26 protein-coding genes are annotated in these 25,896 nt (G+C 65.4%); 15 read left to right on the top strand and 11 right to left on the bottom strand.

Translation table 11 applies throughout. The features are described 5' to 3' along the window. Nucleotides 1-48: 48 nt before the first annotated feature. Nucleotides 49-1,104, top strand: a complete 1,056-nt coding sequence (locus EJB06_RS15195) for a S66 peptidase family protein (protein ID WP_126074877.1) — start codon at nt 49-51, stop codon at nt 1,102-1,104. A gap of 409 nt (nt 1,105-1,513) precedes the next feature. Here EJB06_RS15195 and EJB06_RS15190 read toward each other — a convergent pair whose 3' ends face one another. Then, nucleotides 1,514-2,176 (bottom strand): hypothetical protein, encoded by a 663-nt coding sequence (locus tag EJB06_RS15190; RefSeq protein ID WP_126074876.1) that lies wholly within the window; start codon nt 2,174-2,176, stop codon nt 1,514-1,516. 752 nt (nt 2,177-2,928) lie between these two features. Between EJB06_RS15190 and EJB06_RS15185 the strand changes: the two genes are divergently transcribed. The 11 genes from EJB06_RS15185 to EJB06_RS15135 all read left to right on the top strand — a co-directional run bounded on the left by EJB06_RS15185 (nt 2,929) and on the right by EJB06_RS15135 (nt 14,508). Next, a complete protein-coding gene (locus EJB06_RS15185; RefSeq protein ID WP_126074875.1) occupies nt 2,929-5,460 on the top strand; it encodes a M4 family metallopeptidase in 2,532 nt (843 codons plus the stop codon). A gap of 155 nt (nt 5,461-5,615) precedes the next feature. Next, the gene (locus EJB06_RS15180) at nt 5,616-6,806 is read left to right on the top strand and encodes a type II secretion system F family protein (RefSeq protein WP_126074874.1); all 1,191 of its coding nucleotides are present in this window, start codon (nt 5,616-5,618) and stop codon (nt 6,804-6,806) included. Beyond that, nucleotides 6,803-8,497 (top strand): GspE/PulE family protein, encoded by a 1,695-nt coding sequence (locus tag EJB06_RS15175; protein ID WP_126074873.1) that lies wholly within the window; start codon nt 6,803-6,805, stop codon nt 8,495-8,497. Before EJB06_RS15180 ends, EJB06_RS15175 begins: the two co-directional genes overlap by 4 nt. After that, nucleotides 8,484-9,290: a hypothetical protein gene (locus EJB06_RS15170; protein ID WP_126074872.1), complete on the top strand. Its 807-nt coding sequence runs from the start codon at nt 8,484-8,486 to the stop codon at nt 9,288-9,290. The genes EJB06_RS15175 and EJB06_RS15170 overlap by 14 nt, the downstream gene beginning before the upstream one ends. 2 nt (nt 9,291-9,292) lie before the next feature. Beyond that, entirely contained in the window at nt 9,293-9,844 is a 552-nt protein-coding gene (locus tag EJB06_RS15165; protein ID WP_126074871.1) for a hypothetical protein, read from the top strand. Continuing rightward, complete coding sequence (locus EJB06_RS15160) at nt 9,832-10,446, top strand: type 4a pilus biogenesis protein PilO (RefSeq protein ID WP_126074870.1); 615 nt, start codon at nt 9,832-9,834, stop codon at nt 10,444-10,446. Before EJB06_RS15165 ends, EJB06_RS15160 begins: the two co-directional genes overlap by 13 nt. Beyond that, nucleotides 10,443-10,985 (top strand): hypothetical protein, encoded by a 543-nt coding sequence (locus EJB06_RS15155; RefSeq protein WP_126074869.1) that lies wholly within the window; start codon nt 10,443-10,445, stop codon nt 10,983-10,985. The genes EJB06_RS15160 and EJB06_RS15155 overlap by 4 nt, the downstream gene beginning before the upstream one ends. After that, nucleotides 10,982-12,949 (top strand): secretin GspD/PilQ domain-containing protein, encoded by a 1,968-nt coding sequence (locus EJB06_RS15150; RefSeq protein ID WP_229427097.1) that lies wholly within the window; start codon nt 10,982-10,984, stop codon nt 12,947-12,949. The genes EJB06_RS15155 and EJB06_RS15150 overlap by 4 nt, the downstream gene beginning before the upstream one ends. Then, the gene (locus tag EJB06_RS15145; RefSeq protein ID WP_267876903.1) at nt 12,946-13,416 is read left to right on the top strand and encodes a type II secretion system protein; all 471 of its coding nucleotides are present in this window, start codon (nt 12,946-12,948) and stop codon (nt 13,414-13,416) included. The genes EJB06_RS15150 and EJB06_RS15145 overlap by 4 nt, the downstream gene beginning before the upstream one ends. Before the next feature lie 5 nt (nt 13,417-13,421). After that, entirely contained in the window at nt 13,422-13,799 is a 378-nt protein-coding gene (locus tag EJB06_RS15140; protein ID WP_126074868.1) for a type IV pilin protein, read from the top strand. 169 nt (nt 13,800-13,968) lie between these two features. Further along, nucleotides 13,969-14,508, top strand: a complete 540-nt coding sequence (locus tag EJB06_RS15135) for a type II secretion system protein (RefSeq protein ID WP_229427096.1) — start codon at nt 13,969-13,971, stop codon at nt 14,506-14,508. A 71-nt stretch (nt 14,509-14,579) separates the two neighbouring features. Here EJB06_RS15135 and EJB06_RS15130 read toward each other — a convergent pair whose 3' ends face one another. The 7 genes from EJB06_RS15130 to EJB06_RS15100 all read right to left on the bottom strand — a co-directional run bounded on the left by EJB06_RS15130 (nt 14,580) and on the right by EJB06_RS15100 (nt 21,867). Further along, nucleotides 14,580-15,128: a GNAT family N-acetyltransferase gene (locus EJB06_RS15130; protein ID WP_126074867.1), complete on the bottom strand. Its 549-nt coding sequence runs from the start codon at nt 15,126-15,128 to the stop codon at nt 14,580-14,582. 2 nt (nt 15,129-15,130) lie between these two features. Continuing rightward, entirely contained in the window at nt 15,131-16,258 is a 1,128-nt protein-coding gene (locus EJB06_RS15125; RefSeq protein ID WP_126074866.1) for an acyl-CoA dehydrogenase family protein, read from the bottom strand. 19 nt (nt 16,259-16,277) lie between these two features. Beyond that, complete coding sequence (locus EJB06_RS15120) at nt 16,278-16,946, bottom strand: SDR family oxidoreductase (protein WP_126074865.1); 669 nt, start codon at nt 16,944-16,946, stop codon at nt 16,278-16,280. Nucleotides 16,947-17,029: 83 nt separating this feature from the next. After that, the gene (locus EJB06_RS15115) at nt 17,030-18,229 is read right to left on the bottom strand and encodes an acetyl-CoA C-acyltransferase (RefSeq protein ID WP_126074864.1); all 1,200 of its coding nucleotides are present in this window, start codon (nt 18,227-18,229) and stop codon (nt 17,030-17,032) included. Continuing rightward, a complete protein-coding gene (gene aceK, locus EJB06_RS15110) occupies nt 18,222-20,048 on the bottom strand; it encodes a bifunctional isocitrate dehydrogenase kinase/phosphatase (protein ID WP_126074863.1) in 1,827 nt (608 codons plus the stop codon). Before aceK ends, EJB06_RS15115 begins: the two co-directional genes overlap by 8 nt. Before the next feature lie 153 nt (nt 20,049-20,201). Continuing rightward, complete coding sequence (locus tag EJB06_RS15105) at nt 20,202-21,386, bottom strand: isovaleryl-CoA dehydrogenase (RefSeq protein WP_126074862.1); 1,185 nt, start codon at nt 21,384-21,386, stop codon at nt 20,202-20,204. Between the two features lie 82 nt (nt 21,387-21,468). Continuing rightward, nucleotides 21,469-21,867 (bottom strand): MerR family transcriptional regulator, encoded by a 399-nt coding sequence (locus tag EJB06_RS15100; protein ID WP_126074861.1) that lies wholly within the window; start codon nt 21,865-21,867, stop codon nt 21,469-21,471. A gap of 141 nt (nt 21,868-22,008) precedes the next feature. Between EJB06_RS15100 and EJB06_RS15095 the strand changes: the two genes are divergently transcribed. From EJB06_RS15095 to EJB06_RS31890, 3 genes are all read left to right on the top strand, one after another. Then, a complete protein-coding gene (locus tag EJB06_RS15095) occupies nt 22,009-23,061 on the top strand; it encodes an MBL fold metallo-hydrolase (RefSeq protein ID WP_126074860.1) in 1,053 nt (350 codons plus the stop codon). Between the two features lie 253 nt (nt 23,062-23,314). Further along, nucleotides 23,315-23,722 carry a hypothetical protein gene (locus EJB06_RS15090; protein ID WP_126074859.1) on the top strand — a complete coding sequence of 136 codons (408 nt, stop codon included), beginning with the start codon at nt 23,315-23,317 and terminating at the stop codon, nt 23,720-23,722. Nucleotides 23,723-24,055: 333 nt separating this feature from the next. Further along, a complete protein-coding gene (locus tag EJB06_RS31890) occupies nt 24,056-24,226 on the top strand; it encodes a hypothetical protein (RefSeq protein WP_164557924.1) in 171 nt (56 codons plus the stop codon). Between the two features lie 117 nt (nt 24,227-24,343). Here the strand turns inward: EJB06_RS31890 and EJB06_RS15085 are convergent, their stop codons facing one another. The 3 genes from EJB06_RS15085 to EJB06_RS15075 form a co-directional block, all read right to left on the bottom strand. Beyond that, a complete protein-coding gene (locus tag EJB06_RS15085; protein ID WP_126074858.1) occupies nt 24,344-24,949 on the bottom strand; it encodes a UbiX family flavin prenyltransferase in 606 nt (201 codons plus the stop codon). Beyond that, a complete protein-coding gene (gene grxD, locus EJB06_RS15080; RefSeq protein WP_126074857.1) occupies nt 24,942-25,253 on the bottom strand; it encodes a Grx4 family monothiol glutaredoxin in 312 nt (103 codons plus the stop codon). The genes EJB06_RS15085 and grxD overlap by 8 nt, the downstream gene beginning before the upstream one ends. A 160-nt stretch (nt 25,254-25,413) precedes the next feature. Further along, nucleotides 25,414-25,896 (bottom strand): GNAT family N-acetyltransferase, encoded by a 483-nt coding sequence (locus EJB06_RS15075; protein WP_126074856.1) that lies wholly within the window; start codon nt 25,894-25,896, stop codon nt 25,414-25,416.

Raw genomic sequence — 25,896 nt, 5'->3', positions numbered from 1 at the left:
TGGTCCCGGCGGGCGGCCCTGGGACGGGCCGCCTTTTCGAAAGCACGCATGCCCCCTAGCGACAAGATCAGCCGGCGCGCGTTTGCGGGCCTGGCGGCCGGCGCCGTGTTGTTGCCATCGACTTCCCGCAGCGCCTCACGACCGATGCCGCGAACCCTGCTCAAACCTCCGCGCCTGCGCGCCGGCGACGTGATCGGCCTGGTCGCCCCGGGCGGGCGCATCAACGACGACGCCATCGGCTACGCGGTGGCGCGCATCGAAACGCTGGGTTTCCGGGCGAAACTGGCGAACAACCTGCGCGCCGTGCATGGCGGCTACGCCGGGGCGGTGCGGCAGCGCGTCGACGACCTGCACGCCATGTTCGCCGAGCGCGACGTCAGGGCGATCTGGTGCATGCGCGGCGGCTCCGGCTGCATCTCCCTGCTGGAACACCTCGATTACGCGCTGATCCGCGCCAATCCCACCATCCTGCTGGGCTACTCCGACATCAGCGCGCTGCAGCTGGCCATCCTCAAGCAAGCGCGGCTGGTGACCTTCCACGGACCGGTGGCCACCTCCGGGCCATCGGACTACGCGCTGGAACACATGCTGGCCGTGCTGATGCATCCGCAGGCGAGCTACACCATACCGATGGCGCTGGAAAACAGCCGGCGCGCCTTGCTGGAACCGCATTTTTCCCTGCGCACGGTGACCAGCGGCCAGGCCACCGGCCCCCTCATCGGCGGCAACCTGAGCCTGGTCAGCGCGCTGATGGGCACGCCGTATGCGGCGGACTTCCGCAAAGCGATTCTGTTCCTGGAAGAAGTGAACGAAGCGCCCTACCGGATCGACCGCTGGCTGACCCAGCTCGACCTGTCGGTGGGCTTGCGCAATGCGGCGGCGCTGATGGTCGGCATCTGCGACCGCTGCGGGCCGGAAGATGAAGAGCCGTCATTGACCCTGGATGAGACGCTGGACCTGCACCTGAAGCCGCTGGTGATTCCGGCCGTGAGCGGCTACTCCTTCGGCCACATCCGCCACCAGTTCACCCTGCCGCTGGGCGTGACGGCCCGGCTCGACACCGCGCGCCAGACCGTCACCCTGCTGGAGCCCGCCGTCTCCTGACCGGCCGTTGGCGTTCCGTGCGACACCATCCGCGACAACACCGAAAACCCCGGCCCAGTGCGTGTCCACCCCGGTGCCAGGTCTGACATTCAGACACGGCCTGATCCGTAAGTTGCATTAGCGTGGAGTCCGTGTCCACTTCGGTGCCTGTCCACTTCGGTGCCAGGTCTGACATTCGGACACGGCCTGATCCATAAAATGCGTTAATGAAGAGTCCGTGTCCGAAAGTCAGACCTGGCACCAGGGTGGACACGCCCTGATCCGTAGTGTGCGTTAGCGTAGAGTCCGTGTCCGAATGTCAGACCTGGCACCGGGGTGGACACTGATCCGTAGTGTGCGTTAGCGTAGAGTCCGTGTCCGAATGTCAGACCTGGCACCGGGGTGGACACGGGCTGGGCATCAGCGGCGGTCAGTGCGATACGATCTGCGATAGCACCGAGAACGCCGGCCCGGTCTGCGGTTGTTCCAGCAGCACGGTCAGCTCGGAAAATGTGCACATCATGGTGACGATGTTGATCTTGTTCCAGGCCAGCTTTTTCAGCACGCCGTGATAAATGCCGGGCGTCTTCAAAGCGTCGGGATTGAGGCGCAGGGTCAGCGCGGTCAGGTTTTCCACCCGGGCAATATGACGCTCGCTGGCAAAGGCCGATTCGACCAGATGGATCAGCGGCCGGCTGCACACCACCAGCATCTCGTGCACCCCGCGCGTGACCGACACGAAACTGCCCGGATGCCGCTCGGCCAGGGCCAGCAGTTCGCGCTGGCATTCATTGCTGTTGTCCGACAGCCGGTAAGTCACCAGGGTCAGCTCGGTGCGCGTGGTCAGCTCGCTGGTGCGCGGCGAAATCACGATCGGCTGCGACTGCGCCGCCTGCTGCGGCAGGCGCTCCGACAGGCGCCGCAGCGCCATCACCACCGCCGCCTGCCCCACCGGCTTCCACAGATCCGACTCGAGCTGGGGCCGCAGCTGGCGCGCCAGCTCCGACAGATTGATCAGCCCCAGCGATATCCCTTCCGTCAGGAACGCCGACTCCGACACTATTTGCTCAACTTTGGTCGCGATCGAAAGCATCTCTCTCCGGTCCTCATTGGGTAGCCGCCGCCCATCCGCGCGCGCGACATGCAAAGGCCAGGCCCTGTCGCTGCGTCCGCATGGTTGTCGCGCTGTTACCGTGAATTGGTTCTTTTCGACTGTCCTACTGGGCACTGCCGGTTGCCGCAATCTCCTGCCGCTCGTGCACCATCGGCATGTCGGTCAGGTCGGCTGGGTTCCCTGGGGATCGGGCTTGGGCAACAGCACCGGAGGAGGAGACAAACATGCCCATGCATAGGTGAGGTGTGACGTCATGATTTTCCCGTTAACTGATTGCGCTATATCCGGAGTGTGCCCCGTGCGCTTTAATCCATGTTGCCTGAGAGTTTTTCCCGGCAACTGAGAACGAGTGTAGACCGCATCCCCGCTCCAACGCAATCGAATTGAGTTCGTTTTCTAGATGAATTGTTACATTTCCGCACGTCTTAGAGTGCGGCATCTAATTGCCCGCCATGTGGGAAAAATGCCTCATATTTACCCACGTCAACAAAACATTCTTCAGGCAATTTGCCTTGTATACCGTTCAGTTTCTAGAAAAGAATGTCTAAAACTGAACATTTGGTGTGCATACGACCAAATCACCCATTTTTTTGACTTGGCTTAAGAAACAGGAATAGTGTGCATTCTCTCGCGTTCACCGGACCAACTGATCGGCGCGCTCGGGTGGCCGCCACAGCATCGTGGCCAGCAGTTTCATCTCATTCAATCACTGAACTATCAATGGAGAAATAATGAACTTCCGCAAAACATTGCTCGCTGCGTCGATTGCTGCACTGCCCTTGATGATGGTTGGCCAGGCGCTCGCCAACGCGCCGATCATGGCCGGTCCGACCGCCCTCCATTCGCCGCAACAGGGCCAGGCCCTGGTTGCCAAACTGGCCGCCACGCGCGCCACCCACGGTCTCGACGCCGACCATGGTTTCTCCATCACGGTCCAGCATCCGGGCGTGATCGGCACTCGCATCAGCCGCGCCGCCCACACCTACAAAGGCGTGCGCGTGTTCCAGTCGGAATCGGTGGTGGTGACCAACGATGCCGGCGATATCGTCAGCGAGTCGATTTCCGACCGCCGCTCGGGCCTGGGCCAGGGTAGCGGCGGCAATGCCGCCCTGCGCGCGCGCACCGCCGACTTCAACGTGGTGCCGCAAGTGCAGGCGCCCGCCGTGATCGACATGGTCATCAAGAAAGTGTCGCCCAACGCCGTGCACCATGTGCCGCCAACCGCCGAACTGATCATCTACCCGATCGTCGCCACCAAGCGCGCACCGGGCGCCCTGAACAAGTCGGAAGCCCAGCTCAACGCGCTCGACCTGGTCGAGGAAGTGACCGATTACGCGCTGGCCTACCTGGTCAAGACGCGCATGATGGAAGGCATCAATCCCGTCTTCTACGACACCATCGTCAACGCCCGCGACGGCAGCGTGATCAAGCAGTGGAAAGCGCTGCAGACCGTGGCCGGCACCGGCAAAAGCCAGTACAACGGCACCGTGCCCCTGAACACCAGCCTGTCCGGCAGCACCTACTCGATGAAGGATCCCTCGCGCGGCACCGGCGGCACCTACGGCATGATGGCCATCACCAACGCCAACAAGACCACCAGCGCCGGCCAGGTCTACACCAACACCACCAACGACTGGGGCGACGGCCTGCAGTACAACGGCGGCAGCACCACCAACGCCAACGGCCAGACCGCGGCCGTGAACGCGATGTGGGGCTTGATGAACACCTACGACACCCTGAAAAACGTGCTCGGCTGGCAATCGCTGGACGGCAACAACACCGCCACCTACATCGCCGCCCACGTCAACAGCAACTACGACAACGCCTACTACAGCGATGGCTGCAAGTGCATGTTCATCGGCGACGGCGGCTCGATGTTCACCAGCCTCGGTTCGATCGACGTGATCGGCCACGAAATGGGCCACGGCGTGACCAACGCCACCTCCGACCTGACCTACAGCGGCGAATCGGGCGGCCTGAACGAGTCGAGCTCGGACATCACCGGCGAAGTGGTGGAAGCCTATGCGCGCGCCGGCGGCACCGGCACGGTGATCCCGAACACCGGCAACGACTGGGCCATGGGCAAGGAAATCGCCAAGTCGGGCAATCCGCTGCGCTATATGTACAAGCCGAGCCTGGACGGTTCCAGCCCGAACGCCTGGAGCAGCACCATCAAGAACCTGGACGTCCACTACAGCAGCGGCCCGAACAACCGCATGTTCTACTTCCTGTCGCAAGGCTCGAACGCCAGCTCCTCGTCCAACTACTACAGCCAGTACCTGGTCAAGAGCCCGGCCGCGATGACCGGTATCGGCACCGACAAGGCCTTCCGCATCTGGTTCAAGGCCGCCACCACCAAGTTCACCGCCTCGACCAACTACGCCGACGCGCGTAACAAGGTGCTGCTGGCCGCACAGGAACTGTATGGCGTGGGCAGCAAGGAAGCCATCGCCGTCACCCGTGCCTACGCGGCAATTAACGTCGGCGCCGACATCGACGAAGGCGGCACCCCGGGCGGCGGCGTGTCGATCAGTTCGCAGCCAGCGAGCGTGACCGTCCAGGCTGGCGCCACCGCCACCTTCTCCGTCACCGCCACCGGCGGCACCGCGCCGTACACCTACCAGTGGCTGCGTAACGGCGCGGCGATCGCCGGCGCCACCTCGGCCAGCTACAGCCTGACCGCGCAAACCGCCGACAGCGGCGCCGTGTTCAGCGTGAAAGTCACCGATTCGGCCGCCAGCCCGACCACCGCCACCAGCGCCAACGCCACCCTGACGGTCGGCGGCGGCGGCGGCGGCACCACCGAGCGCGTGGTCAACGGCGGCTTCGAGTCGAGCACCACCGGCTGGGCCGGCACCACCTCCGCCATCGGCAACTTCAGCGGCCAGACCGCGTACGAAGGCACGCGTTACGCATGGCTGGGCGGCAACGGCGTGACCCGCACCGAAACGATCACCCAGGCGGTCGCGATTCCGGCAGCGGCCACCTCGGCGGCACTGAGCTTCGCGCTGCACATCGATACCGCGGAAACCGAAAACGTGGCCTACGACCGCCTGACCGTCACGGTCAAGAACGCGGCCGGCACCGTGCTCGGCACCCTGGCAACCTACACCAACCTGAACAAGGCTGCCGGTTACCAGGTCCGCACCTTCAACCTGCTGCCGTACAAGGGCCAGACCGTGACCCTGTCGTTCTCGGCGCGTGAAGACTCGTCGCTGCAAACCTCGTTCGTGGTCGACAAAGTGAGTCTGCTGACGCAATAAACCGGGTGACCCCACAAGAGGATGGCTGGCTGTCTGTCCTCTTTTTTCAGCTCCGGCTTCGGCCGGGGCTATTTTTCTTTAAGGAGGCCGTGATGTCACCTGGATAACCAGGTCCTTTTCTGATGCAGGGAGTCAATTAGTACGAAGGGTCAAGCATGCAGTTTCAACTCCAGGTCCAGGCCGCTGCCGCCGCAGGCAGCCGCCAGCATATCGCCATCGATGCCCCCAGCGAAGCCGATGCCATCCGCATCGCCGCGCGCAAGGGCTGGCGCGTCCTCGCCATCGAGCGCCCGCAGGCGCCGGCCGAGCCGCGCCGCAAACACGCGTTTCCCCTGATGCAGTTCAGCCAGGAGTTGCTGGCCCTGCTCGAAGCGGGGCTCAACCTCACCGAAGCCATCGCCACCTTGCACAACAAGGAAACCCAGCCCGCCACGCGCGCCACCATCGGCGCCATCCTGCAGACCCTACAGCAGGGCAAGAGCCTGTCGGATACCTTGAACGACTTTCCCGCCATCTTCCCCGAAATCTACGTCGCCACCGTCCACGCGGCCGAGCGCTCCGGCAACCTGCCCGAAGCCCTCGGCCGTTTTGTCGCCTACCAGCTGCAGTTCGAAGCGATCCGCAAGAAGCTGGTCTCGGCCGCCATCTATCCGCTCATGCTGCTGGTGGTCGGCAGCCTGGTCACCCTGTTCCTGCTCGGCTACGTGGTGCCCAAGTTCAGCGTGGTGTACGAAACCTCGGGGCGCGACATTCCCTGGGCCTCGGCAATGATGCTCGGCTTCGGCCAGCTCATGGCGGCCCATCCCTTCGTGCTGCTCGGCGCGCTGGCGGCCCTGGTCGGGGGCATCGTGTTCGCGCTCGGCCATCCTGCGATCCGCCAGCGCCTGATCCTGGCCCTCTTGCGCCTGCCGCTGCTGAACGCGCGCGCGGCCGAGTTCCGCCTGGCGCGCTTTTACCGCGCCCTGAGCCTGCTGCTGCACGCCGGCATTCCCCTCTCCAAGGGGCTGGCCATGGTCTCGGCCATGCTGCTGCCCGGCCAGCAGCAGCAGCTCGACGCCGCCCGCCGCGCGGTGCAGGAGGGCATGCCGTTTTCCTGCGCGCTGGAACAGAACCAGCTGGCCACGCCGGTCGCGCAATCGCTGCTCAAGGTCGGCGAAAACACCGGCCGCCTGGGCGACATGCTGGAGCGCTCGGCCCGTTTTCACGACGAACAATTCGCGCGCTGGGTCGACTGGGCCTCGCGCCTGCTCGAACCGCTGCTCATGACCTTCATCGGCGTGGTGATCGGCGGCGTGGTGGTGCTGATGTACATGCCGATTTTCGAACTGGCCGGGAGCCTGTCATGAACGCGCCCGGTTTTCCCCACACTGCGCCGGCGGCCGCGCCGCTCTGCGCCGCGCTGGTGCGGCAGGCGCGCCTGGCCGCCCCAGGCCAGGGCCGCCCGCTGCTGGTGGTGCTGGAAGAGATGACGGGCCTGGAACCGGAAACCTTCGTCGCCGAACTGGCCGCGCTGTTTGCCTATCCGCTGTGGACCATCGGCGCGCTGCAGGCCGGCACCCCGGCTTTCGGGCTGATGCCCTATACCGACTGCGCCCAGCGCGAGTGCGTGCTGATGGAGGGCCCCGGCCTGCCGGTGCTGGTGCTGGGCGACCCCTTCGCCGACGACACCCTGCAATGGGCCGACGCCGCGCTCGCGGGCGGTTTCTCGGTGGCGCTGACGCACCCGGACGAACTGAGCGCGTATCTGGCGCAGCAGGAGAACGCGCAGCAAGCCATGGCCGGCATGGCCGGCGACGCCGACCAGGTCGACAGCCTGGACCAGAGCATCGAAGACATCTCGCTGGTGCGCATCAGCGAAGACAGCAGCCCGGTGGTCAAGCTGGTCAACTCCACCATCTACGACGCGCTCAAGTTCCAGGCCAGCGACATCCACCTCGAATGCGACGGCGACAAGCTCATTATCAAGTACCGGGTCGACGGGGTGCTGGTGCAGGCCGGCCAGGTGCAGGGCTTGCAGATGGCCGAACAGATCATCTCGCGCATCAAGGTCATGGCCGACCTGGACATCGCCGAGCGCCGCATTCCGCAGGACGGCCGCTTCAAGGTGCGCGTGAAGGGCGCCGAAATCGACTTCCGCGTCTCGATCATGCCGAATATCTTTGGCGAAGACGCGGTCCTGCGCCTGCTGGACCGGCGCGCCCTGACCGAGGCGGCTCAGTCGCTGCGCCTGGAAAGCCTGGGCCTGAACGCCGACGCGATCGTCCTGATCCGCCGCCTGGCCGCCAAGCCGCACGGCATGCTGCTGGTGACCGGGCCGACCGGCTCGGGCAAGACCACCACCCTGTACGCGGCCATCACCGAGATCAACACCGGGCGCGACAAGATCGTCACCATCGAAGACCCGGTCGAATACCGGCTGCCGCGCGTGCTGCAGATTCCCGTCAACGAAAAGAAGGGACTGACCTTCGCGCGCGGCCTGCGCTCGATTTTGCGGCACGATCCCGACAAGATCATGATCGGCGAAATCCGCGACGACGAAACCGCGCAGATCGCGGTGCAGGCCGCGCTGACCGGCCACCTGGTGTTTACCACCCTGCACGCGAACAATGTGTTCGACGTGGTCGGCCGCTTCCTGCACATGGGCGTGGACGCCTACAGCTTCGCCGCCGCCCTGAACGGCATCGTGGCCCAGCGCCTGCTGCGCCTCAATTGCGAACACTGCGCGGTGGCGGTGCCGCCCGACCCGGACGAACTGCGCGACAGCGGCCTGACGCCTGCCCAGGTGGCCGGCTGGCGCTTCAAGGCCGGCGCCGGCTGCGGCCATTGCCGCGGCACCGGCTACAAGGGCCGCAAGGCGGTGGCCGAAGTCCTGATCCTCAACGACGCCATGCGCGAAATGATCACCACCCGTGCGCCGGTCAGCCGCATGAAGGAAGAAGCGGCGCGCGCCGGCATCCGCCTGGTGCGCGAAGCGGCGCTGGACCTGGTGCGCCAGGGCGAAACAACACTGATGGAGCTTAACCGTGTCACTTACTGAACTCTTCTCCAGCCGCACCGTGTGCGTGTCCCTCGCGCCGGACCTGCTCACCGCCGTGGTCCGCAGCGGCAAGCGCATCGTCGCCCACAGCGAAGTACGGATTCCCCTCGACCAGAGCGACGGCAAATGGGATGGCGCGCTGGCCGCCTTCGGCGCCTACCTGCGCACCGCCGGCGTGACCCTGAAAGGCGTGCCGGTCTCGGTGGCGCTGACCACGCGCTGGTGCCAGCTGGCCATGATCCCGTGGAGCGACGCCCTGCTGCACCAGGGATCGGCGCAGCGCTTCCAGCTGGCCCAGTTCATCGGCATCTACGGCGACGCCGCCCGCACCTGGGCCATCGTGTGCGACGACGCGCCGTACGGCCAGCCGCGCCTGGCCTGCGCCATCGAACGCGATTTCCTGCAAGGCTTGCAGGACGTGGCGCGCGAATGCGGCCATCCGTGCATGGCGATCGAATCGGTCCTGTCGATCACCTGGCGCGCCATCGCATCGAGCCAGCCGCAGGCCTTTGCCCTGGTCGAACCGGGCCGCCTGGTGCTGGCCGCCGCCGCCAACGGCCGCATTCACGCGGTGCAGGCGCAAGCCCTGCGCGGCCCGTGGGAAAGCGAACTGCCGCAAGCGTGGCAGCGTTGGACCCTGCGCGCGCCGGAGCTGGGCGAAATCGCGCAGGTGGCCCTGGTCAGCCTCGACGAACGGCCGGTGGCGCCGGTGCTGCCCGAGCACTTCGACATGGTCAAGCTGCCGCCGGCCCCGGCGCCCGGCTACGCCGCCGTTGCCATGATGAGGTGTTGAGCATGGCGCTGACCCAACTCAATTTCGTACAGGGCGCGGCGGCGCCCAGGGGCTGGCGCCTGGCCCTGCTGGCCGGCGGCCTGCTGGCGCTGGGCGTGGCCGGCGTCGACTGGGTGCTGCAGGCGCGCCAGGCCGGCGCGCTGGAAGCGCAGCTGGCGCAGGTGGCGCCGCGCGAGGCGCCGCAGGCGCGCCTGTCGGAAGCCGAGCAGCGCGCCCAGGACCGCCAGCTGGCCATCATCGGCGACGCCGTGCGCCAGTTGAATCTGCCGGTCGGGCGCCTGGTGAAAACGGTGCAGGCCCCGGCCGACATCCACGTCGCACTGCTCGGCATGGACCTGAACGGCAAGCCCGACAACGGCGCGCAAGGCGGCGCCGCCGCCGGCGGCCTGAAGATCGCGGCCGAAGCCGAAACCGCGGGCGACATGATGAAGTACGTCGCCTACCTCAACGAGCAGGCCCTGTTCACCTCCGTGTACCTGGTCAAGCATGAATTGAACGGCGCGGCGGCCAACCGGCCCTACCGTTTTCAACTGGAGGCGCAATGGCAGGATTGAAAATCGCCAGCGCGGGGCGGCAGGCGGCGGCGCCGTCGATGCTGGCCGCGCGAGTCGCCTGGGAAGCGCGCCTCCATGGGGCGCGCCTGGGCTGGGGCGCCGCCGTCGGCGCCTGCGCGCTGGCACTGGCCGCCCTGTGCGCGTGGCAATCGCAGCGCCTGGAAGCGCGCCAGCAGGAACTGGCGCGGCAGATCGCCGCCGCGCGTTCGGCCAAGCCGGCGCAGCACAGGGTGGCGCTGCCGGACGGCGCGCGCCGCGTGGCCGCCTTCTACGCCTACCTGCCGGCCCACGACACCATTCCCGACCTGCTCAAGCAACTGGTCGATGTCGCCACCAGCAACGGCGTGGTGCTGGCCAAGGCCGACTACAAGGCGCAGGCCGAGGACGGCGCGGCCTTCATGCGCTACCAGATCACGCTGCCGATCAAGGCCGACTACGCAAACGTGCAGGCCTTTATCGTCGGCGCGCTGCGCGACATGCCGGCCCTGACGCTCGATTCCGTCACATTCAAGCGCGAGCAGATCGACACCGGCGAGGTCGAAGCGCGCGTGCATTTCAACCTGCTGGTCAGGAAGGCCGCAGCAAAAGGAGGACGCCGATGAAAAAGATGACGATGGCGGTGGCGTTGGGCGTGACGCTGCTGGCCGGCTATTTCGCACCGGACGACGAGACCGACCTGATCGCCCCGGCCCAGGCGCGCGGCATCGCGCCCGCGCCAGCGGCGCCGGTGCAGGCGGCGCTGCAGGAGCCCGAAGCCCCGCTGCTGGAAATCCGCCCGCGCGGCCAGGACGAGGAACTGGGCAACGCCTTTGCGCGCCAGAGCTGGCAGGCGCAGCTTGTCGCCGGGGCCGACACGGCGCCGCTCAAGCCGGCCGACAGCGCCGTCACCAAGCCAGCCCAGGCCAGGGCGCCCGACACCGCCGACGGCGCGCCCGAACTGCCGATCCGCCTGCTGGGGCGCTTCCTCGACGACGGCAGGCAGGCCTATTTTTTACAGGTCGACGAGCGCAACGTGGTCGCCTACGTGGGCGACAAGATCGACGACAGCTACACCTTCGACAGCGCCGGCGCGGACTCGCTGACCTTCACGTATCTGCCGCTCCGGAAGAAACAGACACTCGCAGTAGGGGAGATGAATTGAATCGCACACTGACCCGTAACACCTTGCGCATGCTGGCCCTGGCGGCGGCCCTGAGCGCCTGCGCCGGCCCCCAAACCTTCAAGGAAGGCAAGGCCCTGATCGAGCAGGGACAGATCGAACAGGGCCTGGCCAAGCTCGAAGAAGCCGTGCGCCAGGACCCCGGCAACGCCGAATACCGGATTGGCCTGTTAAGCCGCAGGGCCAGCATCGTCAACGCCCTGAACGGGCGCGCCGAACAGCTGCGCCAGCAAGGCAACTTCGCCGAATCCGAAAAGCTGTCGGCCCAGGTGCTGGCCATCGATCCGGCCAACGCGGTGGCGCAGCAGGGCCTGCAGGCGATCGCGCTGGAACAGCGCCACAAGGAGATGGTGGCCGGCGCCGAAGCGTCGTGGCGGCGCGCCGGCGAGGCCGACCTGGCGCAGGCGCTCGAAGCGCTGCGCGTGGTGCTGCAGGAGCGCCCCAACCAGCGCGACGCGCTGGCGCTCAAAAGCCGCATCGCCGAGGAGCAGGCCAAAAAGAACGCCGGCGGCGGCAAGCTGGCCGCCGCCTACAAAAAGCCGGTGACGCTGGAATTTCGCGACGCGCCGGTGCGCTCCGTGTTCGACTTCCTGGGCAAGGTCTCGGGCCTGAACTTCGTGTTCGACCGCGATGTCGACCCGGCCATCCGCACCACCATCTCGGTGCGCAATACCAGCCTGGAAGAAGCGATCCGCATGCTGCTCGCGGCCAGCCAGCTGGAACAGACGGTGACGGGCGAGCGCGCCATCACCATCTACCCGAACACCGCGCAAAAGGTAAAGGATTACCAGCAGCTGGTGGTGCGCAGTTTTTACCTGACCAATGCCGACGCCAAGACGGTCTCGTTTTCGATCAAGACCCTGCTCAAGGCCAAGGACATCATCACCGACGACCGCCTCGGCATCATCATGATGCGCGATACGCCCGACATGATCCGCATGGCCGAACGCATCATCGCCATGCAGGACATGGCCGACCCGGAAGTCATGCTCGAAGTCGAGGTGCTGGAAGTCAAACGCACGCGCCTGATGGAGCTGGGCGTGCGCTGGCCCGAAAAGGCGACCCTGAGCCTGGCCAGCGTCGGCGACAGCCTCAAACCCCTGACCCTGAAGGACCTGGGCGGCATCAACCGCGGGCGCATCAACGTCGCCATCGGCAGCGCCAGCATCAACGCCAACCAGGTCGACAGCGACAGCAACATCCTGGCCAATCCGCGCATCCGCGTGCGCAACAAGGAAAAAGCCAAGGTGCTGATCGGCGACCGCGTGCCGGTGATCACCGTCACCACCAACAACGGCGTCAGTTCCGACAGCGTGAACTACGTCGACGTCGGCCTCAAGCTCGACGTCGAACCGAATGTGCACCTCGACGACGAGGTGGCGATCAAGATCAACCTGGAAGTGAGCAACGTGGTCAAGGAAGTGATCAGCAAATCGGGCACGCAGGCGTACCAGATCGGCACGCGCAGCGCGGGCACGGTGCTGCGCCTGCGCGACGGCGAGACCCAGGTGCTGGCGGGCCTGATCAGCGACGAAGACCGGCGCAGCGCCGACAAGCTGCCCGGCCTGGGCGAACTGCCGGTGCTCAAGCGCCTGTTCGGCAGCCAGAAGGACGATACCTCGCGCAGCGAGATCGTGCTGTCGATCACGCCGCGCGTGCTGCGCGGCCTGCGCCGGCCCGACCTGACGACCGCGCAATTCGATTCCGGCACCGAGTCGAACGTGGGCGGCACCGGTCCCGGCCCCGGTGCGGGTAGCGGCGGGGCGGGCGCGGCGCCGCAGCAGGCAGCGCAGCCGCAGCCGGTGGAGGCGCCGCCGCCGCCGGCGCCATCGCCCATGACCGGTGGCGACAATCCGCAGCCGCTGCCGGAAGCGGGCGACAGCGCCACCGGCAATGCCGCCGGCAAGCCGCCCGGCGCCGATGCGCCGCGCAAGGTGATCCAGTGAAGGCGCGCGGTTTCACCTTCATCGAGCTGATGATCACGCTGGCGATCATGGGTACGCTGGCGGTGGTGGCGGTGCCGATGGCGCAGGTGGCGGTGCAGCGCGAGAAGGAGCGCAGCCTGCGCAGCGCCCTGATCGAGATCCGCGAAGGCCTGGAAGCGTACAAGAAGGCGGCCGACCTGGGGCGCATCAAGATCGCGGCGGGCGACTCGGGCTATCCGAAAAAGCTGGAAGAGCTGTTCGAGGGCGTGCCCGACCAGCTCAGTCCCGCCAAGAAGAACATGTATTTCCTGCGGCGCCTGCCGCGCGATCCCTTCGCGCCCCAGGACCAGGGGCGCGCCGCCGATACCTGGGCCAAGCGCTCGTATTCCTCGCCGCCGGATAACCCGAGCGAGGGCGAGGACGTGTTCGACGTCAGCTCGCGTTCGGCGGCGATGGGATTGAACGGCGTGCCGCACAAACAATGGTGAGCGAGATGAAAAGACTATACGCGGGATTCACGCTGGTCGAACTGCTGGTGGTGATGGCGATTATCGCGACGCTGCTGACGATCGCCGTGCCGCGCTATTTCAGCTCGGTCGACAAGTCGAAGGAAGTCGCGCTCAAGGAAAACCTGCAGGTGCTGCGCGTGGGGATCGACAAATTCTACGGCGACAGGGGCGTGTATCCGTCCTCGCTGGGCGACCTGGTGACGCACAAGTATTTTCGCTCGGTGCCGGTCGATCCGATCACCGAATCGAGCGTGACGTGGCAGCCGGTGGCGTCGATCGATCCGGACAAACCCGGCGTGGCCGATATCCGCAGCGGCGCGCGCGGCAAGACGCGCGACGGCGTGCCGTATGAACAGCTGTAACCGGACGCGCGCGGCCGATGCCGCCGGCCGGCGATCCGTCATTTCCGCGCAGGCGGGACTCCAGGTCCATGCTGCCGCCCATGGCGGCGCGACGGCATTCGATTCCCGCCTTCGCGGGAATGACGGTGCTGAGCGTGTCGATGATTTGGGAAGGGCCGGATCGAAGGCATTGCGGAGGCAGGCCGGGTTCGCGTACATCTGGACCCTGCTGCTGGTGGCCTTCATGGGCATCGGCAGCAGCATCGCCGGCGAGCTGTATGCGACCTCGGTACGGCGCGACAAGGAACGCGAGCTGCTGTTCATCGGCCACGAATTTCGCGCCGCCATCGCGCGCTATCACGGCAGCGCCGCCGCCGGGCCGCAGATGTATCCGCTGACCTTGCAGGAGCTGCTCAAGGACCCGCGCTTCCCGAACGCCAAACGGCACCTGCGGCGCCTGTACGCGGATCCGATCACGGGCAAGGCCGAGTGGGGCCTGATCCGGGTGGAAGGACGCATCGTGGGCGTGCATTCGCTCTCGCAGGGCGCGCCGATGAAGATCGATCACTTCGACGAGCACGACAGCGGCTTTCGCCACAAGGGCCGTTACGCCGACTGGACCTTCGTCCACCCGCACGATATGTTCGTCCCGCCGCAGGATGGCGCGGACGGCAAGCCCGCAGGTGCGCTGAATATTGGCGTGCTGCCCAGACCCGCTATGCCGCGCTGAGTCCCGATTCGAGGTGGGTGAACGCCATCGCCTGAGGAAAGCCCGCGCTGCTTGTCAGGACGGCGGCGCCGTCACGGCAGCCTGCGGCTCATGAAGGTATAGGCCAGCGCCTCGCCGTCGATGCGGAACATGTCGGCCGTCTCGCCGGTCTGCACGAAGCCGCAGCGCGCGTACAGCTGGCGCGCCGGCTGGTTCACCGACAGCACCTCAAGGTCGATCCAGTCGAGCGACGCTTCCGTGGCGGCCCATGCGGCCGCCACGGCGATCAGGCGCGCGCCCAGCCCCTGCTTGCGGGCGTCGCGATGCACGCCCATGCCGAGCAGGCAGCGGTGCGCGCAGGCGCCTTCGGGACGCGCGCGCAGGTCGATGTGGCCGGCGATGGCGCCGTGCGCGTCGACGGCCAGCCACAGGCGGCGCCACCCGGGCTGCCCGAGGGCGTTCGCGCACGCGCTGCGGAAGGCGTTTTCGCGCTCGGGACCGAAGCGCGAGGCGGCGCGCGGCATCGGCATGAACAGCGCCGTGGCGCCGCTGCCGTTGTCGCGCAGATGGTCGTCCAGGTAGGCGAAGAACCGTTCCAGGTCCTCGCCGCCAGCCTGCCGGATGAGCGCTTCCCGCGCCATGCCTACAAGGCCCGCGCGATCAGGATTTTCTGGATGTCGCTGGTGCCTTCGTAGATCTGGCACACGCGCACGTCGCGGTAGATGCGTTCGACCGGGAAGTCGCTCACGTAGCCGTAGCCGCCGTGCACCTGGATCGCGTCGGAGCAGACCCGTTCGGCCATTTCGGAAGCGAACAGCTTGGCCATCGCGGCTTCTTTCAGGCAGGGCAGGCCAGCGTCCTTCATCGACGCGGCGTGGCGGATCAACTGGCGCGCCGCTTCGATTTGCGTGGCCATCCCGGACAGCCTGAACTGCACCGCCTGATGCTCGAAAATCGGCTTGCCGAAGCTTTCGCGCTCGCGCGCGTACACCAGCGCGGCCTCGAATGCGGCGCGCGCCATGCCGACCGCCTGCGAGGCGATGCCGATGCGCCCGCCCTCGAGGCCCGACAGGGCGATCTTGTAGCCCTGGCCTTCTTCGCCGATCAGGTTGGCGGCCGGGATGCGGCAGTTCTCGAACAGGATCTGCGCCGTGTCCGACGAGTGCTGGCCCATCTTCTGTTCCAGGCCGGCCACGATGTAGCCGGGGGTGGAAGTGGGCACCCAGAACGCGCTGATGCCCTTCTTGCCGGCCGCCTTGTCGGTGACCGCCATGACGATCGCCACGTCGGCGTACTTGCCGCTGGTGATGAACTGCTTGGTGCCGTTGATGACGTAGTGCTCGCCGTCGCGCGTGGCGGTGGTGTGCAGCGCCGAGGCATCGCTGCCGGTGTGCGGCTCGGTCAGCGCGAACGCGCCCAGCATGGCGCCTTGCGCCAGGGGCCGCAGCCACTGTTCTTTCTGCGCGTCGTTGGCATACATCATGGCGATGCTGCATACCGGGCAGTTGTTGACCGAAATGATGGTCGAGGTGCCGCCGTCGCCGGCCGCGATTTCTTCCAGCACCAGCGCCAGCGACACGTAATCGAGGCCGGCGCCGCCCAGTTCCTCGGGCACCGCCACCCCGAACGCGCCCAGCGCGGCCAGTTCCTTCAGTTCTTCCTTGGGAAAGTAGTGCTCCTTGTCCCAGCGCGCGGCGTTGGGGGCAAGGCGCTCCTGCGAAAAGGTGCGCAGGGCGTCGCGGATCATCTGGTGTTCTTCGGTCAGTATCATAGGTCTCGTCAGGTTGGGCTTACCAGGGAAGTGGCGTGCCGTCGTAATTGAGGAAGGCGCCGTTGGCGGCGGGGTCCAGGCCGGCCAGGGTGGCGCGCAGGCCGGCCGCGCTTTGTGCGGGGGTGATGTCGGCATCGACGCCGCCCATGTCGGTCTGGACCCAGCCCGGATGGAAGGCCACGCAGGTCGCGCCCTTGGGGCCGAAGCGGATGGCGGTGTCGACCAGCACCGAGTTCAGGGCCGCCTTGCTGGCGCGGTACAGGGTGCCGGAAGCGCTGCTGCGCGCGCCCATCGACGCCATGCGCGAGGAGATCACGGCCAGCTTGCCGCGCGCCTCGGCCACCATCGGCGCGATCACGGGCAGCAGGCGCAGCGCCGCCAGCACGTTGGTGTGCATGACCGTGTCGAAGTCGTCCTGGGTGGGAAAGCCGTCGTGGCGCGGGCCGTATACGCCGGCGTTGAGGAAGGCCGCGTCGGGCAGTTCGCCGTCCAGGTTCCAGCCCAGCGCGGCGATGGAATCGGCGCTGGCGACATCGAGCTGGTACGGGTGTGCGCCCATGGCGCCGAGGGCGGCGCAGTCTTCGCTCTTGCGGGCGGTGGCGAGCACGCGCCAGCCGTCGGCCAGGTACTGGCGCACCAGTTCGCGGCCGATGCCGCGCGAGGCGCCGATGATGAGTGCTGTTGGCATTGAGTTTCTTGGTTGGGATTCGGGTAGGCAGGCTTGCGCCATGTCCGTCGTTCCCGCGCAGGCGGGAACGACGCTGCGTCGGATTACATCATCTCGAAGGCCATCGCGGTCGCTTCGCCGCCGCCGATGCACAGCGAGGCCACGCCGCGCTTGCCGCCGGTTTTCTTCAGGGCGCCGAGCAGGGTGACGATGATGCGCGCGCCGGAGGCGCCGATCGGGTGGCCCAGCGCGCAGGCGCCGCCGTGGATGTTGACCTTCTCGTGCGGGATGTCGAGTTCGTGCATCGCCGCCATCGGCACCGCGGCAAACGCTTCGTTGATCTCGTACAGGTCGACGTCGGACGGCTTCCAGCCGGTCTTGGCGAACAGCTTTTGCAGCGCGCCGATCGGGGCGGTGGTGAACAGGTTCGGTTCCTGCGCAAAGGTGCTGTGGCCGACGATGCGGGCGATCGGGGCCAGGCCCAGTTCGCGCGCCTTCGATTCGCGCATCAGCACCAGCGCGGCGGCGCCGTCGTTGATCGACGACGACGAGGCGGCGGTGATGGTGCCATCCTTCTTGAAGGCGGGCTTGAGCGCCGGGATCTTGTCCAGCTTTGCCTTGGCCGGGCCTTCGTCCTTGTCGATGACCGCATCGCCGGCGCGCGTGCTCACCGTGACCGGCGCGATTTCCCACTTGAACCAGCCTTCGCTGCCGGCTTGCTGCGCGCGCTTGACCGAGGCGATCGCGAACGCATCCTGCGCCTCGCGCGTGAAGGCATACTTGGCCACGCATTCTTCGGCAAAGGTGCCCATGGAACGGCCTTCGCCGGTCTTCTCGTTGCGCGAGTAGGCGTCTTCCAGGCCGTCGTACATCATGTGGTCGAACATCTGTCCGTGGCCGATGCGGTAGCCGCCGCGCGCCTTCGGAATCAGGTAGGGCGCGTTGGTCATCGATTCCATGCCGCCGGCGACGACGATGTCGGCGCTGCCCGCGAGCAGGGTGTCATGCGCGAAGATGGTCGACTGCATCGCCGAGCCGCACATCTTGGACAGGGTCACCGCGCCGCTTGATAACGGCAAGCCGCCCTTGATGGCGGCCTGGCGCGCCGGGGCCTGGCCCTGGCCGGCCATCAGGCAGTTGCCGAAGTAGACGTGTTCGACCAGCTTGGCGTCGACGCCGGCACGCTCGACGGCGGCGGCAATCGCCACGGCGCCGAGGTCGCTGGCGGACTTGGAGGAAAAATCGCCCTGGAACGCGCCCATGGGTGTGCGGGCCGCGCCGACGATAACGACTGGATCATTCATTGTGTAAGTTCTCCAAATAGGACGGGGTATAAGCCGCCGGATGATCGGCGGATGTCTGGTTGCAAAAACGGATTTGCTGCGGATACGGGAATACATCCTCGATATGGCCGTCCATGATGCGCTGCTTGCGCGACTGCCAGAAATCCCTGGTCAGCAAATCGGCATGGTGCTTCATGAAATACAGGCGGATTTTCGCGTTACCCAGCAAAAATGCGCCGAACTGCTCGGGAAATACATCGTGCTTGCCGATCGAATACCACGGCTCGGCCGACATTTCGTCTTCTTCGTTGCGCGCCTGCGGGATATCCCGGAAATGGCAGTCGGTGATGTATTCGATTTCGTCGTAATCGTAGAACACCACGCGGCCGTGGCGCGTGACGCCGAAGTTTTTATACAGCATATCGCCGGGGAAGATATTCGCCGCCACCAGTTCCTTGATGGCGTTGCCGTATTCGATCACGCCATGCTCGATCAGGGCGTCGTTGCCGGCCGTTTCCGCCTTGTTCAGGAAGATATTCAGCGGCACCATGCGCCGTTCGATATACAGGTGGCGGATGATGATGCGGTCGCCTTCGTACTCGACCAGCGACGGTGCGTGGTGCATCAGCTCGGCGATCAGTTCTTCCGAAAAGCGTTCCAGCGGAAAAGCCACGTTCGAGTATTCGAGCGTATCGGCCATGCGCCCCACGCGGTCGTGGTTCTTGACCAGCAGGTATTTTTCCTTGATCTGGGCGCGCGTGGTTTCCTTCGGCGGCGGGAAGAAATCCTTGATTACCTTGAACACGTAGGGGAAGGAGGGCAGGGCGAACACCAGCATCACCAGGCCCTTGATGCCGGGGGCGATTTCGAAGCGGTCGGCGGTGTGCTTCAGGTGCTGCAGGTAATCGCGGTAGAACAGCGTCTTGCCCTGCTTTTGCAGGCCGAGGATGGTGTAGATCTCGCTGCGCGGCTTGCGCGGCAGCAGGCTGCGCAGGAACTGCACGTAGGCCGAGGGCACTTCCATGTCGACCAGGAAGTAGGCGCGCGTGAACGAGAACAGGATGGTGATCTGTTCGTGGTCGAACAGCACCGTATCGAGGATCAGCTCGCCGTGGCGGTTGTGCAGGACCGGCACGATGAAAGGGTATTCGCGGTTGCCGTTGATGCCCTTGCCGACGATGTAGGCGCCCTTGTTGCGGAAGAATAGGCTCGACAGCACCTGGATCTGGTGGTTCGGCTCCAGCGCCTCGCCGCCGAAGATCAGCTTCAGGCGGCCTTCGACCAGGGCGATGTCGCGGTCCAGGTCGGCGAACTTGCAGTTCAGCTGGAAATTCGTGACGATGCGCTTGAGCGCGAAGCGCAGGCCGTCCTTGGCCGGGTAGTAGACGCGGTAGGTCGGCAGCAGTTCGTCGGTTTCGATGTACTCGGTGGAGACCACCGGGCGCACGAAGATGAAATCGTTGTGGAAATAGGTGCGGTGCAGGATGTTGCAGCAGACCGAGTTGAAGAAGGTTTCGGCCAGTTCCGGCTGCTTGTGGCCGGACAGCATGCCGATGTAGTGCAGCTTGAGTTCGCGCCAGACTTCGTCGCTCAGTTCGCTGTTATCGTATTCGTCTTCGAGCACTTGCACGCATTCCTGCACGCGCTGGTCGTAGAAGCCGATGCGCTCGCGCGCCGCCTGCTGGGCGGTGGCCCAGGAACCGGTTTCGAAATGGCGCTTGGCGGTCTGGCTGGTCTGGCGGAACAGGCGATAGTGCTTGTCGAAACCGTCGAGAATGGTGCGGGCGATGTCGAAAGCAATCTGCGAAGACAGCAGCTTGGGAAACGCAACTTGTGTCATCTGGCTTCTCGATCAGTCTTTTGTGGGAAGACTATTCTATATGGTCGCGCCGGCACGGTTGGGTACGCGCCGATCAGCCGCCACCCCGTCGTTCGCGCCGGGTGCCGCCTCGGCGCGGGTACGACGGCTATGCATGTAACGCACTAACTGCCTTTACTTCGTCTCCGCAAACAATTCGCGCCCGATCAGCATGCGCCGGATTTCGCTGGTGCCTGCGCCGATTTCGTAGAGCTTCGCATCGCGCCAGAGACGTCCGACCGGATACTCGTTGATATAACCGTTGCCGCCCAGGGTCTGGATCGCTTCGCCCGCCATCCAGGTGGCCTTTTCGGCGCTGTACAGGATCGCGCCGGCGGCATCCTTGCGCAGGTTGCGGATCGCTTCCGGCGTTGTTGCGCGGTCGCAGGCCTGGCCCACGGCATACACATACGCCTTGCAGGCCATCATGGTCGAATACATATCGGCCAGTTTCCCCTGCATCAGCTGGAATTCGCCGATCGGCTGGCCGAACTGCTTGCGGTCGTGCACGTACGGCACCACCGCATCCATGCAGGCCGCCATGATGCCCAGCGGACCGCCCGACAGCACGGTGCGCTCGAAGTCGAGGCCCGACATCAGCACGTTGACGCCCTTGCCCAGGCCGCCGAGCACGTTTTCGGCCGGCACTTCGCAATCCTGGAACACCAGTTCGCCCGTGTGCGAGCCGCGCATGCCGAGCTTGTCGAGCTTTTGCGCGATCGAGAAACCCTTGTAGCCTTTTTCGATGATGAAGGCCGTCATGCCGCGCGGGCCGGCTTCCAGGTCGTTCTTGGCGTACACCACCAGCACGTCGGCGTCGGGGCCGTTGGTGATCCACATCTTGGTGCCGTTGAGCACCCAGCGGTCGCCCTTGAAGTCGGCGCGCAGCTTCATGCTGACCACGTCGGAACCGGCGTTCGGCTCGGACATGGCGAGGGCGCCGATGTACTCGCCGGAAATGAGCTTCGGCAGGTACTTCTTCTTCTGTTCTTCGGTGCCGTTGCGCTTGATCTGGTTGACGCACAGATTCGAGTGGGCGCCGTACGACAGGCCGACCGAGGCCGACGCGCGCGAGATTTCTTCCATCGCCACGATGTGCGCCAGGTAACCCATCTGGGCGCCGCCGTATTGCTCGTCGACAGTGATGCCCAGCACGCCCAGGTCGCCCATCTTGCGCCACAAGTCCATCGGGAACTGGTCGCTGCGGTCGATCTCCGCCGCGCGGGGAGCGATCTCTACCGCGGCGAATTGTTGAACTGCTTCGCGCAGCGCGGCGATGTCTTCGCCATGGTCAAAGGTCAAGCCTGGAAGATGCAGCATGTGTCGTCCTCGCGGGGTCGGAAAGGGAAGCGTTCATCATACGCATGTTTGACGTTAACGTAAACGTCAAGCAGGCGGGCGGTCAGGCATTGGCCGTCGTTTCGGCCAGCATGCGGCGGCATTCTTCTTCATGGGCGGCGATTTCGGCCAGCGCCATGTCGATATCCTCGCGCTGGCGCTCCAGGGTTTCGCGCTGGTGGGCCAGCACGCCGAGGAAGCGGTTCATTTGCGCGGCGGTATCCTTGGGCGACTCGTACATGTCGACGATGCTCTTGATTTCCGACAAAGTCAGGCCGAGGCGCTTGCCGCGCAGGGTCAGCTTGAGATGGGTGCGGTCGCGCGCCGTGTAGACCCGGTTGCGTCCGCCCACGCCTTCGCGGCTGGGGTGCAGCAGGCCCTGGTCTTCGTAGAAGCGGATGGCGCGCGCGGTAATGTCGAATTCGCGCGCCAGTTCGGCGATGGTGTAGGTACGTAGGGACATCTGTGGCTCGGCACTATTCATGGGCGGCGGTTGGAAGGGGCTTGCCGCAATCGCTTAGAATTGGGGCGCAGCTTGCCGTTTACGTCAACGTCAACCTATTGTAGCGTGCCTGCCGCTATCCTGAACACGAAAGAATGCCGCATGAATGCTCTCGAATCCGCGCTGGCCTATCCCCTGGGCGAGACCTTGCCCGCCACAGGCGGCCTGCTGGCCCTGGCCGACGGCGTCCAGTGGCTGCGCATGCCGCTGCCGTTCGCGCTCGACCATATCAACCTGTGGCTGCTGGCCGACCGGCGCGACGGGCGCACGGGATACACCGTTATCGATTGCGGCGCGGCCACGGATGCCACGCGCGCCGCCTGGGAGCAGGTGTTTGCGCAGGGCATGGACGGCGCGCCGCTGCTGCGCGTGCTGGCCACCCATTGCCATCCGGACCATGTGGGACTGTCCGACTGGCTGTGCGCGCGCTTCGGCGCACCCTTGTGGATGAGCACCGGCGAATACGCCTTCGCGCGCATGATGTCGGCGGCCCTGCCCGGCGTCGACGGCACGGCGGCGCTTCCCCACTTCGAGCGGCACGGCCTGGCCGACCCGGCGCTGCGCGCGCAACTGGGCGAGCGCCGCAGTTACTATCCGACCCTGGTGCCGGCCGTGCCGGCGGCCTACACGCGCATCCAGGACGGGCAGCGTATCGCCATCGGCGGGCGCGACTGGCGCGTGATCGCCGGCTTCGGGCACTCGCCCGAGCATGCCGCCTTGTACTGCGAGGCCCTGAACGTGCTGGTGTCGGGCGATATGGTGCTGCCGCGCATTTCGACGAACGTGTCGGTGTTCGCGGTCGAGCCGGAAGGCAATCCCCTGCAGCTGTATCTCGATTCGCTCGCCCGCTTCGACGCCTTGCCGGCCGATACGCTGGTGCTGCCCTCGCACGGGCGGCCCTTCACCGGCTTGCATACGCGCATTGCGCAATTGCGCGCCCACCACGACGCGCGCCTGGCCGAGGTGGTGGAGGCCTGCCGCCAGCCGGCCTCGGCCGCCGACATCGTCCCGCTGATGTTCCGCCGCCCGCTCGACGCCCACCAGCTCACCTTTGCGCTGGGCGAGGCGCTGGCGCACCTGCACAAGCTCTGGTACGACGGTATCTTGCGCCGCAGCCAGGATAGCGACGGCATCCTGCGCTTCCATCTGATCTAGGCCAAACCAGCGTATCGTGCGTGGGATGGCACGCGAGTCGCGCGCCTACACTGGTTTTCCCGACCGATGACATTCAATCACGTGCCTGGTGTGTGAAAAATTGCTTAAGAATTAATATTCTCAGGTGTTTTCGCGCCCTGTGCATGCATGTACAATTCTCACTAGATTGTTACATTGCAAAAGTTGCTTGTCACAATTGGTCTCAACCCTCAAGAGACTGACTTTCATGCCGTTGCATGAAATAGTGCCACCCATGAATTCATCCAACGAACGCGAAAGCTTTAGTGAGCGCCTGCAGCAGGCACTGAAGAACGCTCACTACTCACCCGACAGCCCGACGCGCCTGGCGCGGGAATTTAACATTCGCTTCGATGGACGGCCAATCACGGTGCATGCTGCCCGGAAATGGCTCGTCGGAGAGGCTATACCCACCCAGGAGAAGCTGCGCATGATCGCGCAATGGCTGGGCGTACCCGCGGAATGGTTACGCTTTGGCGGGGACGAAAATGCGGCGGCGAACAACGAGGGCGGTGCCGGCCTGTCGCGTTTCGAATCGGCCGACGTTAAATTAATTGCCGATTTGCAGCGACTTGACGAACATCATCGTCAAATTGCGCGCGAATTCATTCGCATGCTGGTACGAATTAATTACCAAAAGTAGATATTTAGTGGCTGTATTGACATTCTCGATGTTGATAAAAATTAAGTAATTCCGACGCCAGGCGCCCCGATTCCGGTGGCGCACTGTTCATTGACGCTTTCTGCGTCACATCAATACCAATTCACGCTGCCAGCCTCGACAAAATCGACCGCCGTTTATGATTTGTCATGGCGATGCCATCAAATTCATGCACAATGGTCAGAGCGCTTCGGGTTTCTCGGACGCAATGAATTTATATTGTGCCGCACAAAAACGGCATTGTGGATCATAATCACAACAGCACTTGCAGTCTTGTCATCCCGTTACGCAACAAGCCGAGGATCCAGCCGTCTTATGAAAAGTAACTACAGCAACACCGCGCAACTCAAGGACCTGATGACTGTTCCTCCGATGACCGCCGCGCAGCACGCGGAAGTGATGCGCAAGCGGATCGCGCATCGCCGGATGGTCGAGGAAGCAAAAGAAATGAAAAAGGCCGACAGCTGGCAGTACGACAAGCGCTGATCGCGGCAAGCGCGGCAGGGCGGCGCCGCCAAGGCTGGCGCGGTCGCCCGTTTGCCCGCGCAGCGGCCGGCCGGTTTCCACCCGCATGGCCGCCGGCTGCGGCCCGTTCCGGGCCGGTCAAGCGTCCGCGCCGTCCGCACCCGGCTTTATGCCGGCCCAGCGCGGCGCCAGCGTGTGCACCACGCCGAACAGGTCCATGACCCGTGCCACCGTATGATCGACCATGGCGTCGATGCTGTCCGGCTTGTGATAAAAGCTCGGCAGCGGTGGAAAGATCACCCCCCCCATTTCCGTCACCGCCGTCATATTGCGCAGGTGCGCCAGGTTGAACGGGGTTTCGCGCACCATCAGCACCAGCCGGCGGCGCTCCTTGAGCACCACGTCGGCCGCGCGCGCGATCAGGTTGTCGGACAGGCCCAGGGCCACGGAGGCCAGGGTTTTCATGGAGCAGGGGGCGATGATCATGCCGTCGGACTGGAACGAGCCGCTGGCGATCGAGGCGCCCACATCGCGGTTCTTGTGCACGACATGGGCCAGCGCCTCGACCTCGCGGCGCTGCATGCCCAGTTCCTGGTGCAGGGTCAGGACGGCGGCGTCCGAGACCACCAGGTGGGTTTCGATGCCGGGCGTGGCGGCCAGTTGCCGGACCAGGCGCACGCCATAGATGGCGCCGGTGGCGCCGGTGATGGCGACAACCAGGCGCCGCGGGCGCAGATCAGGCATCGAGCAGGGCTTTGAGTTCGCCCGATTCGAACATCTCGTTCATGATGTCCGAGCCGCCGATGAATTCGCCCTTGACGTAGAGCTGGGGAATGGTCGGCCAGTTCGAATAGTCCTTGATCCCCTGGCGCACTTCCGGATCTTCCAGCACGTTGACGGTGGCGATATTCTCGACGCCGCAGGCTTTCAGGATCTGGATGGCGCGGCCGGAAAAGCCGCATTGCGGGAACTGGGCGGTTCCTTTCATGAACAGCACCACGGGCGTGGAGGTTACGGTGTCTTTGATCCAGGTTTGTACGTCGCTCATGGCTTGCCTCGGTGGGAAAATTGGGTAGATGCCGACATTTTATAAGAAAACGGCGGGGGGCGGACGTTTGGGGGCCGGCGGCGTTGGGAGTAGGGGGAAATAGGTACTTCGAGGTAGGGGGCAGCGGCCGCTTCCGTCGCTTCGCCCGGAAACACCGGGGTCAGACCCCTCGGCCGCCTCGGCCACTCATCCCATCGAGCGATTTGCCAAGGCAAACCGCATCGTCCCGCCCCACGTATTTGCCGTAATTGGGAATCGTGCGGTAGCCGTGTTTTTCATAGAACGCCACCGCGCGCGTATTGACCTTGCGCGTTTCCAGCCACAGTTGCGTGTAGCCAGACGTGTGCGCGGCCTGCTCCACGTGCGCCAGCAGGGCCGCGCCGGCGCCGCCGGAACCGGGCCGGGCGAACATGCGCTTGACCTCGCCCACGTCGCCCTCCAGCGGGCGTAGCGCCGCGCAGCCGAGCAGTTGCCCGGCCGCGCCCCGGGCCACGACGAACAGCGACCGCGCCACCCGCGCATCGTCCGCCGCAAACGAGGCCTTGCCGCTGTCGCCCGTGATCGCCGCCAGCGCGGCCGACAGTTCGTCGACCAGCGCGCGCGCATCCGGGCTATCCGGATCGCAGGCGGTTATCGCGATCAT

This window comes from Massilia atriviolacea, assembly GCF_003953935.1.
In the GTDB taxonomy this organism is placed as follows: Bacteria; Pseudomonadota; Gammaproteobacteria; order Burkholderiales; family Burkholderiaceae_D; genus Telluria_A; species Telluria_A atriviolacea.
The sequence above is the reverse complement of the archived record's forward strand: the minus strand, read 5'-3'. Positions and strand labels throughout refer to the sequence as shown.